This is a genomic window from Natronocella acetinitrilica, from assembly GCF_024170285.1.
GTDB lineage: Bacteria > Pseudomonadota > Gammaproteobacteria > Nitrococcales > Aquisalimonadaceae > Natronocella > Natronocella acetinitrilica.
This window is the reverse complement of record NZ_JALJXV010000004.1, coordinates 75,668-90,346: the sequence shown is the minus strand read 5'-3', so window position 1 is coordinate 90,346 and position 14,679 is coordinate 75,668. Positions and strand designations below refer to the sequence as shown.

Genomic DNA, 14,679 nt, shown 5'->3' with positions numbered 1-14,679 from the left:
CTCCCGACGACAGGCCGGAAGACTGGTGCCTAATGCACCGTGCAGTGTGCGTAACCGTACTACACCTGCTTTTGACGGGCCAGCAGATACATCTCCCGGCTGCGACCCCTAGAAGAAGCGGGCTTGCGTGTCAGGACCTTCCGGTAGCCCTGTCGGACCAGGCGCAGGTATTCATCGAAACCCTCGCCCTGAAATATCTTGACCAGAAAATCGCCGCCAGGTTTCAGATGACTGTCGGCAAAGTCCAGCGCCAGTTCGGCAAGGTGCATCGCCCGAGGCTGATCCACCGCCTTGACACCTGATATGTTGGGGGCCATATCCGAAAGTACAAGGTCCACCGGCTGCCCTCCCAGAACCTGGTCGAGAGCGGCGAGGGCCGCGTCTTCTGTGAAGTCCGCCTGAATCACGCGGGCATCTTCCACCTGATCCATGGCCAGTATATCCAGGGCCACCACCAGACCTCCGGCACCCACCTCCCGGGCGGCGACCTGGGTCCAGCCACCCGGAGCAGCCCCCAGGTCAACGACACGCATGCCGGGCTTCAGCAGGCGGTCCTTACGCTGGATCTCCAGCAGCTTGAACGCAGCCCTGGAGCGATACCCCTGCTTCTGTGCCTCGCGCACGTAGGCATCGTTAAAATGCTCGTGCAGCCAACGCCCACTGCTCTTGCTACGCGCCATCGAAGTCTTCCCGCTTCTGCTGCAGGCCACGCTCTGCTGCCCGAAGCGCGCGGCGGATCCGCCAGACTAGCCACAGGGCGCCGGAGCAACTCCCCAACAGGAGGACGGACAACGCCGCCATGTGATCGAGTCCGGCAATGCTCACTGCGAACCAGAGACAGACCAGCAACAGCAGAATCACCGCCAGATCGAGCTTGACGCCGGGGAACAGGATCTGCTGCGCAGGCGGACGGTCACGTGCTACACTCCGCGCCGTTTCCTGCTCCGGACGACACTCGTTATTCGCCATGCGTCAACTCACCGATGAACAGAAGTTGCACCTGCGCCGACTCGGCCACGCGCTCAAGCCGGTGGTACTGATGGGCAATGCCGGGCTGACTGATAATGTCATGGCGGAAATAGACCAGGCGCTGGACGACCATGAACTGATCAAGGTCAAGGTCGTCGCCGATGACCGCGAGCAGCGTCGGGCGCACATCGAGACGATCTGCCTCAAGGCCGACGCAAGCCTGGTGCAGGCCGTGGGCAAGATCGCCCTGCTGTTCCGGCGCTCCCGGATCGAGAAGAAGCGACGCCTCGCCCTCCCCTGAATAACCCGCGACGCTGCGCGCCTACTCGTAGCGCACCCCCACAATCTCGTATTCCCGGGTGCCGCCGGGCGCTTCGACGGTGACGATGTCTCCCTCTTCCTTCCCCACCATGGCGCGAGCCAGGGGTGACTGCACCGAAATCAGACCCGCCTTGATGTCGGCTTCATCCTCTCCCACGATGCGGTAGCTGTACTCGTCGCCGGAATTCTCATCCACCAGATCCACCGTGGCGCCGAATACCACCTTGCCACCGGCATTCAGCTGGGTCACATCGATAACCTGGGCGTTGGCCAGCTTGCTCTCGATATCCTGAATGCGGCCCTCGACAAAACTCTGCTGCTCACGCGCCGCGTGATACTCGGCATTCTCTTTCAAATCGCCATGGGCCCGGGCCTCGGCGATGGCCTCGGTAATGCGCGGCCGCTCCTTGTACTTCAGTCGGTTCAGTTCTTCGCGCAGCTTTTCCGCGCCGCGTACGGTCAGGGGCACTTTGCTCATGCCGTCGCCTCCTTGTGCAATGTCTGCAGACGGTTGACTTCCGTCGCATCCGGGTGCGCCAGTGCCATGACCGTGGCCCGCGCACCAGCAATGGTGGTCGTATAACTCACCTTGTTGTGGAGCGCCTCGCGGCGGATCGAGTAGGAATCCGCAATGGCCTGGCGCCCTTCCGTCGTGTTGATGATGAGCTGTATCTCACCGTTCTTGATGGCGTCGACAATGTGCGGACGCCCTTCACGAACCTTGTTGATGGTGTCGCAGTCGATTCCCGCTGCCGCCAGCACTTCCGCGGTACCCCGGGTCGCCACCAGGGAAAACCCGGCATCCATCAGACCCCGGCCCACCTCGACCACACCCGCCTTGTCGGCGTCGCGCACACTGACAAAAACCTTGCCGGTTCGCGGCAGATCAACACCGGCTGCCAGCTGGGACTTGGCATAGGCCTCGCCAAAGTCATGCCCGATGCCCATGACCTCGCCGGTGGATTTCATCTCCGGCCCGAGAATCGGGTCGACCCCCGGGAACTTGATGAAGGGGAACACGGCTTCCTTCACCGAATAGAAACGGGGAATCACCTCTTCGGTAACGCCCTGCTCCACGAGGCTCTGGCCCACCATGCAACGTGCCGCGACCTTGGCAAGCTGTATCCCCACCGCCTTCGAGACGAAGGGGACGGTGCGCGATGCTCGCGGGTTGACCTCCAGAATATAGATGTCGTCGCCCTTGATCGCGAACTGCGTGTTCATCAGCCCGACCACATTCAGCGCCCGGGCCAACTCGCGCACCTGCTCGCGCATGCGATCCTGGAGGGCCGGCGACAGGCTGTAGGGGGGTAGCGAGCAGGCGGAATCCCCGGAATGCACGCCGGCCTGCTCGATATGCTCCATGATGCCGCCGATCAGCACATGCTCGCCGTCGCAGATGGCGTCGATATCCACCTCCACGGCGTCGTCCAGAAACCGATCGAGGAGAACGGGGCTGTTGTGGGAGACCTTCACCGCCTCATTCATGTATTGCTCGAGCTCGTCTTCGCCGTAGACGATCTCCATGGCCCGGCCACCGAGCACGTAGGACGGCCGCACCACCAGCGGATAACCGATTTCCGCCGCCAGGCGATAGGCCTCGTGGGCGGTCCGGGCAAGGCGGTTGGGCGGCTGCTGGATGCCGAGCCGTTGTATCAGCTGCTGAAACCGCTCCCGGTCCTCGGCCAGGTCGATGGAATCCGGCGTCGTACCGATAATGGGTGCGCCGGCGGCCTCGAGATCCCGGGCCAGCTTGAGGGGCGTCTGTCCACCGTACTGTACGATGACGCCTTCGGGCTGCTCGGTGTGAATGATCTCCAGCACGTCTTCCAGCGTCAGCGGCTCGAAGAACAGGCGATCGGACGTGTCGTAATCGGTGGAGACGGTTTCCGGGTTGCAGTTGACCATGATGGTCTCATAGCCGTCGTCACGCATGGCGAAGGCGGCATGGACGCAGCAGTAGTCGAACTCGATACCCTGGCCGATACGGTTCGGCCCGCCACCCAGCACCATGATCTTGCGCCGGTCGGACGGTGCCGCCTCGCACTCCTCGTCGTAGCAGGAATACATGTAGGCCGTGGTGGCGGCAAACTCGGCTGCACAGGAATCCACCCGCTTGTAAACGGGCCGCACGCCGAGCTCGTGTCGACGCCCACGAACCTGCGCCTCGGTGGCACCAACGAGTCGGGCCAACCGCGCATCGGAGAATCCACGCCGCTTGAGACTGAACAGTGTATGGGTGTCCATGCCCTGCAGGCCGATCTGCCGAACGCGGGATTCCCATTGCACCAGATCCTCGATCTGCGTCAGAAACCACGGATCGATGGCGGTCAGCTCGAACACCTGTTCCGCGGTCAAGCCGGCCCTGAAGGCATCCGCCACGTGAAGGATACGCTCCGGGCGGGGCCGCAGCAGGGCCTCGCGGAGCTGGCTCTGAACGTCCTCGGCCTGGGGATCAAAGCGCGGATCCAGGCCTTCCAGCCCGGTTTCCATGCTGCGCAGGGCCTTCTGGAATGATTCCTGGAAGGTTCGGCCGATGGCCATGGCCTCGCCCACGGATTTCATCTGCGTGGTCAGCGTCGCCTCGGCCCGGGGAAACTTCTCGAAGGTAAAGCGTGGAATCTTGGTGACCACGTAGTCGATGGTGGGCTCGAAAGACGCCGGCGTCGCGCCCCCGGTAATCTCGTTGCGCAGCTCGTCCAGCGTGTAGCCCACGGCCAGCTTGGCGGCAACCTTGGCAATGGGGAAGCCGGTGGCCTTGGAGGCCAGCGCCGAGGAGCGCGACACCCGCGGATTCATCTCGATGACCACCATGCGGCCGTCTTCGGGGTTGATGGCGAACTGCACATTGGAGCCACCGGTCTCCACACCGATTTCACGCAGCACCGCCAGGGAGGCGTTGCGCATGATCTGGTATTCCTTGTCGGTCAGGGTCTGGGCCGGCGCGACGGTGATGGAGTCGCCGGTGTGCACACCCATCGGATCCAGGTTCTCAATCGAGCAGATGATGATGCAGTTATCCGCCTTGTCGCGGACAACCTCCATCTCGTATTCCTTCCAGCCCAGCACCGACTCCTCGATCAGCAGCTCGTTGGTCGGAGAAAGGTCCAGTCCGCGCTCGCAAATCTCGACGAATTCATCGCGGTTATAGGCAATGCCACCACCGGAACCACCCAGCGTGAACGACGGCCGAATGATGGTGGGAAAACCGATGCGTGACTGCACGTCCAGCGCCTGCTCCATGGAATGGGCAATCTCGGCGTGGGCTGTCTCCAGACCGATCCTGGCCATGGCCTGACGGAACAGGTCGCGGTCCTCGGCCTTGTCGATGGCCTCCTTCGAGGCGCCGATCATCTGCACGCCGAAGCGCTCGAGGACGCCGTGGCGGTCCAGATCCAGGGCGCAGTTCAGCGCCGTCTGCCCGCCCATGGTGGGCAGCACGGCGTCCGGGCGCTCTTTCTCGATGATGCGGGCGACCACCTGCCAGGTGATGGGCTCGATGTAGATGGCATCCGCGGTTTCCGGGTCAGTCATGATGGTAGCGGGGTTGGAATTCACCAGGATGACCCGGTACCCCTCCTCGCGCAGGGCCTTGCAGGCCTGCACCCCGGAATAGTCGAACTCGCAGGCCTGGCCGATGATGATGGGGCCGGCACCGATGATCAGTATGCTTTTGAGGTCTTCACGCTTGGGCATGGTATCTCGCTTGTTCCTCGACCGTTCCGGGCTTGCGGATCAGGCGCGGTGTTCGCGCATCAGTTCGACGAAGTGGGCAAACAGGGGGCGCACATCGTGGGGGCCGGGACTGGCTTCCGGGTGCCCCTGAAAGCCGAAGGCCGGCCGATCCGTGCGATGAATCCCCTGCAGGCTGTCATCGAACAGGGAGCGATGCGTGGTGCGCAGTGTCGACGGCAAGGACTGCTCGTCAACGGCGAAGCCATGATTCTGGCTGGAAATCATCACCCGGCCGGTTTCCACATCCAGCACCGGGTGGTTGGCGCCGTGATGGCCGAATTTCATCTTGATGGTGCGTGCGCCGCTGGCCAGCCCGAGGAGTTGATGCCCCAGACAGATACCGAAGCTCGGCACCCCACTATCGACAATCTCGGCGATCGCCTTGATGGCGTAATCGCAGGGCTCCGGATCACCCGGGCCGTTGGAGAAGAAAACACCGCTCGGCTGCATGGCGAGCACCTGCTGCGCCGGTGTGCGGGCCGGCACCACGGTGACCCGGCAGCCGTGATCCACCAGCATGCGCAGGATGTTCTGCTTGATGCCGAAGTCGTAGGCGACCACGTGCCAGGGCAGATCTGAATCCGCCTTCTCGCTGCCGTCGCTCAGCCCGTCATCCAGCTGCCAGCCGCCACGGCGCCAGTCGTACTGCTTCTGGGTCGAGACATGCTGCGCCAGATCCATGCCCTTGAGGCCGGGGAATCCACGGGCCTGCTCAATGGCCGCGGCCTCATCCACCGTGCCGGCCATGATGCAACCACTCTGGGCACCTTTCTCGCGCAGCAGGCGCGTCAGTCGGCGGGTGTCGATGCCGGCAATGGCGACCACACCCTGCTCGGCCAACCAGGCATCCAGGGTCTGGGTATTACGCCAGTTGCTTGCCCGCAGCGGCAGATCGCGAATGATGAGGCCGGCGAGCTGCGCACCATCGGATTCGTTATCCAGCGGTGTCGTTCCCGTGTTGCCCACGTGGGGGTAGGTCAGCGTGACCAGCTGACGACTGTAGGAAGGATCCGTACAGATCTCCTGATAGCCGGTCATCGCGGTGTTGAAGACAACCTCGCCGACAGCCGCTCCCTCAACGCCGATGGCCTCGCCCCGAAACACGCTGCCGTCGGCCAGCGCCAATATTGCCGGTGTGTTCAACAGCCCCTCCCGTCAGACACGCGCAAAAACGGGAGGGCTCGATCGATGCCCTCCCGCGACTGAAATCTCACTTGATTGCGGATAGTTTACTTGATTGGCCGGAAACCTGTCCACGACACGGGAGGCCGGTTCAGGAATCGTCCTCTGGCAGCGGGTGGCGCAGCATGACCAGGCGCGAGCCGCCGGTCTCGCAGACATGCGCCAGGCTCATTACAGCCTGCTCCAGCAACGCCGCTGCGGGCTCGCCACGCTGATATTCCGCGCCACCCTGACACAATCGCAGGCGGCACTCGGCGGCACCATCCCACTGCCCGACCAGCCGCTCGAACGCCTGTTGCAGGGCTTCACCCCGCAACCGCAGCCCCCGCTCCTGGCAGCGGGGCAGAATGACGGCAAAGGTGTCCTCTTCCAGGGCAAAGGCGTGGTCCATGCGCCGCAGCAGCCCCGGCAGCATGATCCCCCAGGTAGCGAGCAAGCGCTCGCGATCGGCGCTGTCCAGACCATCCACATCGTCCTGAAAACGCATCAGCAACAGGCTCAGGCAATCACCGTAGCGGCTCGCGCGCTCCAGTTCCGCAGTCAGTGTGGTATGAAAATGGCCGGTGGTGAACAGCCCGGTAACCGGATCGGTAAAGGACGCAGGCAGGGTCGCCGGATCAGGGACCTGACCCGCACCGGAAAGACCGGCTGGGGTGACCTGCAGGCGGGCGTAACCGATCAGCCCGCCCAGCATGGCAAGTGCGGATTCCGGCACATCGACATGATGCCGATGTGGCAGCATCAGGTGGATGGCTCCCAGGCTGCGCTCCTCGGCGTGCAGGGGAATCAGCAGTAGCGCGGGGCCGATCTGCAGGTCGGGATCAAGCTCGACCAGCGTTACCACCTGTGGTGACTCGCCAGGTTGATAGTCAGGGGGAATATCGCCAAGACGGTAGACGACGTCGTGGGGATAACCGCTACGCCGGGCACCGTGCCAGACCATGAGCGCACCAACGCCACTGGTGAGTTCCATCAGCGCACGCAGCACGAGACGATCCCAGGCAGGCTCATCCAGACGAAGGGCCTGCTCGGCAATGCGTCTCGCCAGCTGCAGAACCTCGTTACCACGCCCCCCTTCGCCTTGCTCCATGGCAGGGTGTTTATACACATCATGCTCCAAGGCAGTCATCAGGCGCTCCCGGGCCGACCACAGGAGACTTATAGTCAATAGGGAGGCAACTTGCCAAGAGCGCCTTTCAGGGACGGCGGCGACAGACATCCACCACATTGCGCAAGCCAGCGATGCGATCCATCAGGCGACTCATCTGCGTGACATCGCCGATTTCCACGGTCAACGTCATGCGGGCCCGGTGATCATCACGCCCGGTGGAAGTATTCACCCCGAGAACGTTGATCTTTTCATTGGTGAGTATGGCAGTGATATCGCGTAACAGGCCCTGGCGATCGTAGGCGTCGATCTGGATATCCACCGGATATTTCTGCTCCGCCCGGCCACGCCAGCTTACCTCTATGAGGCGTTCGCTTTCGATTTCCATCAATTCGCGGATGGTCGGACAATCACGACGATGAATGGTCACGCCCTGGCCGCGGGTAATGAAACCGATGATGGCATCACCCGGCGCGGGCTTGCAGCAGCCGGCCATGCGGGTGAGCAGATTGCCTACACCGTAGATGCTGACATCGTCGCCACCGCCGCCTTCGAGACTGGACTCCCGGGGCACCAGCGCAGGCTCGGTGCGCTTGGGCAGCACGTGCTCTCCCAGCAGCCCGGCCACCTGGCCCGCGGTCACATCCCCGCGACCGATGGCGGCGAGGAAGTCGTCCACCTTGGGGAAGCGCGTCTTTTGCGCCAGCTTCTCCAGGTTGACGTCCTGCAGGCCGAGCCGGTGCAACTCCCGTTCGAGCTCCTGCCTGCCAGCGGTGACGTTCTTGTCGAAATCCAGCTGTTTGAACCAGCTGCGCACCCGCCCCCGGGCACGGGATGTCCGCAAATACCCGCGCGCGGGGTTGAGCCAGTCGCGGCTCGGCGCACCGGATTTGGACGTCAGTATTTCCACCTGATCGCCGTTCCGAAGTTCGTAGTTCAGGGGCACGATGCGACCGTTGATCTTGCCGCCACGACAGCGATGACCGATATCGCTGTGGATGTGATAGGCGAAATCCAGGGGCGTGGCCCCCCGCGGCAGGTCGATCACGTCACCACGGGGGCTGATGACGTAGACCCGGTCCTCGAACACTTCGGCCTTGAAGCGATCGATGAAGTCCTCGGCGCCGTTCTCCTCCCGTCCCCATTCAAGCAATTGCCGCAGCCAGGCGATGCGTTGCTCGAAACGCTCGTCACTGCCGCCGGGGCGGCCTTCCTTGTAGCGCCAGTGCGCGGCCACCCCAAGCTCGGCCTGCTCGTGCATCTCGTGGGTGCGGATCTGCACTTCCAGCGTCTTGCCCTCGGGGCCGATAACGGCGGTATGCAAGGACTGGTAATTGTTTTCCTTGGGCGTGGCGATGTAGTCGTCGAACTCCCTGGGCACGTGTTTCCAGAGGCTGTGCACCACACCCAGGGTGGCATAACAGGCGGCCACGTCGTGCACCAGCACCCGTACCGCACGTATGTCGAAGAGCTCGTGGAAATCGAGCCCCTTGCGCTGCATTTTTTTCCAGATGCTGAAGATGTGCTTGGGTCTGCCCCCCACATCCGCCTCGATGCCGGCAGTGGTCAAGGCCTTGTCCAGGTCATCGATGACCTGGCGGATGTAACGCTCCCGGTCCTGCCGCTTCTCACGCAGCAGTTTGGCAACACGCTTGTAGGTCACCGGCTCCAGGTAACGGAAGCAGAGATCCTCCATTTCCCACTTGACCTGCCAGATCCCCAGACGGTTGGCCAGCGGTGCGTAGATATCGCTGGTCTCACGGGCGATTTCGTACTGCACGGATTCAGGACGATTACGCAGGGTGCGCAGGTCGTGCAGGCGCTCGGCAAGCTTGATGAACACCACGCGGATGTCCTCCGCCATGGCAAGCAGCATCTTGCGCAGTGCTTCGGTGCGGGTGCCCTCGTCCTGGGACGCCTCTACCTGACCACGCAGCTCGCGGACAACATCCATCCGCTCGACACCCTCGACCAGGGCCACGGCATCAGGATCACACTCGGTGCGAATGGCCAGCCAGTGATCACCGGCCAACTCGGGCAGATCATGCAGCATACCCGCGGCAATGGTATGCGCGTCGAGCTTGAGGCCGGCCAGGATGGTGGCCACGGACAGGGCATGCTCGAAATAGCTCTCGCCGGAGGGCCGGCACGCGGTGCCACAGGCTGACTGAACCACTTGCCACGTCGAGGCGAGCAGCCTGCCCTCTTCACCATTGGCGGAGAGGCCGACATTATCCAGCCAGAGGTCAAGACTGACCTCGCCGCGAGCGAACAGATCGCTCAGATCATCGGTAACACTCACCATTCCTGGGAGACCCTCCTCTCCGGGAAGGGGCGCATTGTACGCAAGGCCGGGGGCCCGCGCTAACCTATTCGTTCACACCCCGGCAACTCCCGTCAGTCACCCATCCATTCCTTACAACTGTATACTTGACCACCACTTTCAACTGCTGTAAATCTATACAGCACAACCGGAGGCACCATGCGCGAGATCACCCCCAGACAATTGGAAATCCTGCAGTTCATCAGGGCTTTCATTACTGATCATGGCTTCCCGCCTACTCGCGCGGATATCAATCGCGGCCTGGGCTTCCGTTCACCCAATGCGGCGGAAAGCCATCTTCGCGCACTGGAACGCAAGGGCGCCATTGAACTGCTGGCCGGGTCATCCCGCGGCATCCGTCTGCTACAGCCGGATGACGACCTGCCCGAAGAAGACACCGGCCTACCCATTATCGGTCAGGTTGCAGCCGGTAGCCCGGTACTCGCGGAAGAGCATATCCAGGGGCGATGCCGGGTCGATGAGGCCTTGTTCACGCCCCGGGCGGACTACCTGCTTGCTGTACGGGGCATGAGCATGAAGGACGCCGGCATCATGGATGGCGATCTGCTGGCCGTCCATAGCACCCGGGAAGCGCGTAACGGACAAGTCGTGGTGGCCAGGCTGCAGGACGAAGTCACCGTCAAGCGGTTCCGCAAGGACGGCCATACGATCTGGCTGCTGCCGGAGAACCCCGATTTCCAACCAATAGAAGTCAATCTGCGGAAGGAGCCGCTGGTTATCGAAGGGCTGGGTGTTGGTCTGATTCGCAACGGCATGCCGCTCTAGGGAGACACTGATATATCCCTAGGCAACGCTGCGACACACGGCGCACAGCTCCCCGGCCGGATGCCGGACATGCGATCACGATAAAGAGGCGCGTCATGAACGATGCATTGCATGAACTGCTCCAGCAACCGGGTATCTGGCGTAGCGCCGATGCCAGGCCACTGACCCACAGCATTCCCAGCGGTTTCGCCGAGCTGGATGCAGTGCTGCCAGGCGGTGGCTGGCAGGATCAGGCCATGACGGAAATCCTGCATGACGACAAGGGGCTGGGGGAGCTGCGATTGCTGATGCCGGCACTGGCCCGTCTCAGCCGCTCCGGTCGCTGGATCGCCATGATCGCACCACCCCATATCCCCTATGCACCGGCCCTGGCCGCCCAGGGTATGGATCTCTCCCGCGTGCTGCTGGTGCACCCGCGCCGGGGTGATGATGCCCTCTGGGCTGTAGAGCAGGCGCTGCGTTCCGGCACCTGCGCCGCTGTGCTGGTCTGGCCGCAGCATCTGGCGGAGCGGCAGATCCGGCGGCTGCAACTCGCCGCGGAAGCCGGTGCCACCTGGGGCATCCTGTTCCGGCCTGCGGCCGCTGCAGAACAGGCCTCGCCGGCAGCCATCCGTTTACATCTTGAAGGGCGCGCGGAGGGCACGCAGCTGCATGTGCTCAAGGCGCGGGGCAGTCATGGCGGGCAGCGCCTGCAACTTGATCTCGACAAACCCCGGACACGGGTTCTGCCCGTGGCGGCCGAGCATGCGCAAACCACGGCCTATCCCGCCACAATGGAACACGATGGTCATCCTGTGAGCCTGCAGCCGCTGCAAAGCGGCAAGCAGCCCGACAATCCATCCGAGCGCCCCCAGCTACCACTACCTCTGGGCGACAACCCGCGGCCGCGCAATCGCCTGCGGCTGGTTAGGCCAGGACGGCATCTGCATACCTCCTGACCGTCGCCGTTGTTGTTGTGAAAACAGCCATGCACGGCCCCGTGCATGGCTGCTCTAGCCCGGACGACAACTATGCCGACTCGATGCCATGCTCTGGCTTGCACTCCATTTTCCACAGTTTGCACTGGATGTTCTGAATCGCGGACGCACTGACGACGCTGCCTGCGTGGTGATAGCCCGGCAGCGTGTTATCCAGAGCAATGCCGCCGCCCAGGCGGCCGGTGTAAGCGAAGGGATGGGCCAGCAGGCAGCCATCGCGCTATTGCCCCATTTGCAGCTGTTGATGGCGGATACCGACGCCGAGCGCCAGGCCCTGGAGCAATTGGCCGCCTGGAGTCTGCAATTCACCGCGCAGGTCAGCCTGCAACCCCCCAATGGCCTGCTCCTGGAGATTGGCGGAAGTTTGCGACTATTCGGCGGATTGCCACGATTGCGACAACGCATCACCGGAGAATTGATCGAGCTTGGCTACCAGGCCTGCAATGGAATTGCGCCCACGGCAAACGGCGCCTGGCTGCTTGCAAAAGCCAGAGATGGTCGGCCGGTGATCGATCGGGCTACCTTGCGACAGCGCATCGGGGTCCTGCCCTGGGGGTTGCTTCCCCTGACCATCGATCAACAGCAGGCGCTGCAGGGTCTCGGCCTGCAGACCCTGGAGGACTGCCTTGCCCTGCCCCGGGGCGGGCTGGGTCGCCGGCTGGGCAAATCACTGCTACTCGAGCTTGAGCGCGCCCTGGGGGAGCGCCCGGAGCCGCGCCCCATGTTCCAGCCCCCACAACGTTACGAGGGGCGCCTGGAACTACCCGCCGAAGCCCACGACAACACCGCCATCCTGTTTGCGCTGCAGCGCTTGCTGCGGGAGCTTTGCGGTCAGCTGCGGGGCATGGAGTGTGGCGTACAGACAATCTCACTGCGCCTGGAACATGCCCGGGCAGGCGTCACCACACTGCAGATCGGCTTTCTTCAACAGACCCGGGATGTACAACGCCTGCTGCGCGTCTGTCGCGAGAGGCTTGAGCGGCAGGCGCTGCCTGCCCCGGTCACGGCACTGGAACTCGTCACCACGGACATCCGACCCTTGCCGCCGGAAGCCATGGATCTGCTGGTGGAACAGGATACCCGCCCGACAGGCGATTGGCGGCAACTCGCCGAGCGGCTCAGTGCCAGGCTCGGAGAGCGGACGGTGACCGGTCTGGGTACCAGGGCCGATCACCGTCCGGAAAAGGCCTGGAGCACCCCGACCGCCGGCGAACAGGTACAACAGTACGCCGACCCCTATCGACCGCTATGGCTGCTGCGGACACCCGAGCTACTGGAACAGCATCGGGGGAGGCCCTGCTGGAACGGGCCCCTGACGCTGAGAGTCGGCCCCGAGCGCCTGGAAAGCGGTTGGTGGGACGGCCAGGACATCACCCGTGACTATTACACGGCCCTCGCCCCCAACGGCTCCCTGCTCTGGATCTACCGCGAGCGGCGGGCACCCGGCGGCTGGTTCCTGCACGGCTTCTTTGCCTAGGGAGAGTTGACCTTTTCAGGCTCACCGCCCTCTTCCAACGCCGGCTGCTCCACGGTGGCTTCCAGTTCCACCTCCCGGGGCACTGCGCGTCCCGCATCATCGGTCCCGACCCAGGGCTCATGCAGCGCCTCACTGCGCCGCCCGCGCCGGGAGGCGAAACGTTCCCCGTTCAATGCCCGCAACAGGCCGGCGATCATCACCATGACGACTACGGAGAATGGCAGAGCCGCCATGATGACCGCGGACTGCAGGGTCTCCAGCCCGCCGGCAATGAGCAGCACCCCCGTCAGGGAGGCGAGCACCACACCCCAGAGTATGCGATGCGCCGTGGGCGGGTTGGCATCGCCCCCTGCCAGTATCGTATTGATCACCAGGGTCCCTGCGTTGGCGGAAGTAATGAGATAGGTGGCAATCAGCACTACCAGCGCACCGGAGGCCACCAACGACAGCGCACCCAGGTCCATGGCCAGCACCGTCACGAACAGGGCAACCGCCTCGTCGTGCTCCACCGCTTCGACGATGCCGCCATCACCGAACAGTTCGTGGTGCAAGGCCGTGCCACCCATGAGCCCGATCCACACCATGGTGATGACCGTGGGCACAAGGAGCACGCCCATGACGAATTCCCGGAACGTGCGCCCCCGGGACACCCGCGCAATGAACATGCCGACGAATGGCGACCAGGCCAGCCACCATCCCCAGAAGAACACCGTCCACTCCGCCTGCCAGTCGCTGCCGCGGGTCACGTTGGTGTGGAAGGTCAAACCCAGCAGATTCTGCAGATAGTCACCGGCAGACTCGATGGTCAGTCCGATCAGATACTGCGTCGGTCCGAACACGAGCAGGAACAGCACCACCAGAATACTGAGCCAGACATTGAACTCGGAGAGCACGCGCACGCCGCGCTGTACACCGGAGACCACCGACGCGGTGGCAACCCCCATGATGCCCGCCGTCACGACGAGCTGTAGTGCCACTGAAGACTCCAGTCCGAATACCGCCCCCAGGCCAGCGTTCATCTGCTGCACGCCCAGGCCCAGGGTGGTGGCGATACCGAATACCGTGCCGAAAACGGCGAGGGTGTCCGCCAGATCCCCCCAGCCACCGCGAATCCGCTCCCCCAGGAAAGGAAAAAGCGCCGAGCGAATGGTGAGCGGCAGGTCATGGCGGAAGGCGAAATAGCCGAGCACCAGCGCCACGAATGCGAAAATCGCCCAACCATTGAGCCCCCAGTGGAAATAGGTGAGGCGCATGGCCACCGTTGCCGCTTCAGCACTCATGCCCTCTTCGACGAACGGGTTGCCCTGGAACTGCAGGATGGGCTGGGCCACCGCCCAGAACAGGATGCCCACACCGGTGCCCGCGGCAAACAGCATGGAGATCCAGGAGAAATAGGTGAACTCCGGCTGCTCATCATCCCGCCCCAGGCGCACATTCTTGTAACGCCCCACTCCCAGCCAGACCATGAAGAACAGCAGGAAAGCCACCAACAGCACGTAATACCATTCGAGAAACGGATTCAGTGTCTGTCGCGCCGCACCGAGCGCACGCGCCGTGTACTCGGTGTAGAAGGCGCCGGCAATCAGTGCGGCTGCCATGACCACCACGGCGATCATCGTCACCCGGACATTCATGCCCTTCAGCGGTCCGGACTCCGCCTGGTTGTAGAGCGATGGAATCGATCGATCAGGTGTCGTTTGCGCCATGGTCTGACTCTTCGTTGTTGTCGGTGGTGAGTGAATCGGGCGCTGGCGGGGAGCCAAAAACCATGGACTGAATAACTGTATTTTTATACAGTACT

General features: G+C 63.2%; 12 protein-coding genes. 4 read left to right on the top strand and 8 right to left on the bottom strand.

Annotated elements, in window-relative coordinates:
- Positions 1 to 59 precede the first annotated feature (59 nt).
- Together rlmE and J2T57_RS09185 are read right to left on the bottom strand one after the other, a co-directional pair.
- Positions 60 to 680, bottom strand: coding sequence for a 23S rRNA (uridine(2552)-2'-O)-methyltransferase RlmE (rlmE, locus tag J2T57_RS09190; RefSeq protein WP_253477027.1), 621 nt, complete (start codon positions 678 to 680; stop codon positions 60 to 62).
- A complete protein-coding gene (locus J2T57_RS09185) occupies positions 670 to 969 on the bottom strand; it encodes a hypothetical protein (RefSeq protein WP_253477025.1) in 300 nt (99 codons plus the stop codon). The genes rlmE and J2T57_RS09185 overlap by 11 nt, the downstream gene beginning before the upstream one ends.
- On the opposite strand from J2T57_RS09185, the gene yhbY reads away from it, so the two are divergent.
- Positions 968 to 1,270 (top strand): ribosome assembly RNA-binding protein YhbY, encoded by a 303-nt coding sequence (gene yhbY / locus J2T57_RS09180; protein ID WP_253477021.1) that lies wholly within the window; start codon positions 968 to 970, stop codon positions 1,268 to 1,270. The two genes, J2T57_RS09185 and yhbY, sit on opposite strands and share 2 nt — an antisense overlap.
- 21 nt (positions 1,271 to 1,291) lie before the next feature.
- Here yhbY and greA read toward each other — a convergent pair whose 3' ends face one another.
- From greA to relA, 5 genes are all read right to left on the bottom strand, one after another.
- The gene (greA, locus tag J2T57_RS09175; RefSeq protein WP_253477018.1) at positions 1,292 to 1,768 is read right to left on the bottom strand and encodes a transcription elongation factor GreA; all 477 of its coding nucleotides are present in this window, start codon (positions 1,766 to 1,768) and stop codon (positions 1,292 to 1,294) included.
- The gene (gene carB, locus J2T57_RS09170) at positions 1,765 to 4,986 is read right to left on the bottom strand and encodes a carbamoyl-phosphate synthase large subunit (RefSeq protein ID WP_253477014.1); all 3,222 of its coding nucleotides are present in this window, start codon (positions 4,984 to 4,986) and stop codon (positions 1,765 to 1,767) included. Before carB ends, greA begins: the two co-directional genes overlap by 4 nt.
- A gap of 39 nt (positions 4,987 to 5,025) precedes the next feature.
- On the bottom strand, positions 5,026 to 6,168 hold the full coding sequence (gene carA / locus J2T57_RS09165) for a glutamine-hydrolyzing carbamoyl-phosphate synthase small subunit (protein WP_253477011.1): 1,143 nt from the start codon (positions 6,166 to 6,168) through the stop codon (positions 5,026 to 5,028).
- 130 nt (positions 6,169 to 6,298) lie between these two features.
- Positions 6,299 to 7,336 carry a GGDEF domain-containing protein gene (locus J2T57_RS09160; protein ID WP_253477008.1) on the bottom strand — a complete coding sequence of 346 codons (1,038 nt, stop codon included), beginning with the start codon at positions 7,334 to 7,336 and terminating at the stop codon, positions 6,299 to 6,301.
- A 67-nt stretch (positions 7,337 to 7,403) separates the two neighbouring features.
- Positions 7,404 to 9,620 (bottom strand): GTP diphosphokinase, encoded by a 2,217-nt coding sequence (gene relA / locus J2T57_RS09155; RefSeq protein ID WP_253477005.1) that lies wholly within the window; start codon positions 9,618 to 9,620, stop codon positions 7,404 to 7,406.
- Between the two features lie 177 nt (positions 9,621 to 9,797).
- Here relA and lexA point away from each other — a divergent pair, with 177 nt between their 5' ends.
- The 3 genes from lexA (at position 9,798) to J2T57_RS09140 (ending at position 12,878) form a co-directional block, all read left to right on the top strand.
- Entirely contained in the window at positions 9,798 to 10,424 is a 627-nt protein-coding gene (gene lexA, locus J2T57_RS09150; RefSeq protein WP_253477002.1) for a transcriptional repressor LexA, read from the top strand.
- A gap of 95 nt (positions 10,425 to 10,519) precedes the next feature.
- Positions 10,520 to 11,362 carry a translesion DNA synthesis-associated protein ImuA gene (imuA, locus tag J2T57_RS09145; RefSeq protein ID WP_253476999.1) on the top strand — a complete coding sequence of 281 codons (843 nt, stop codon included), beginning with the start codon at positions 10,520 to 10,522 and terminating at the stop codon, positions 11,360 to 11,362.
- 88 nt (positions 11,363 to 11,450) lie between these two features.
- Positions 11,451 to 12,878 (top strand): Y-family DNA polymerase, encoded by a 1,428-nt coding sequence (locus J2T57_RS09140; protein WP_253476997.1) that lies wholly within the window; start codon positions 11,451 to 11,453, stop codon positions 12,876 to 12,878.
- Here J2T57_RS09140 and J2T57_RS09135 read toward each other — a convergent pair.
- Positions 12,875 to 14,584: a BCCT family transporter gene (locus tag J2T57_RS09135; RefSeq protein WP_253476994.1), complete on the bottom strand. Its 1,710-nt coding sequence runs from the start codon at positions 14,582 to 14,584 to the stop codon at positions 12,875 to 12,877. The two genes, J2T57_RS09140 and J2T57_RS09135, sit on opposite strands and share 4 nt — an antisense overlap.
- Between the last annotated feature and the right edge of the window lie 95 nt (positions 14,585 to 14,679).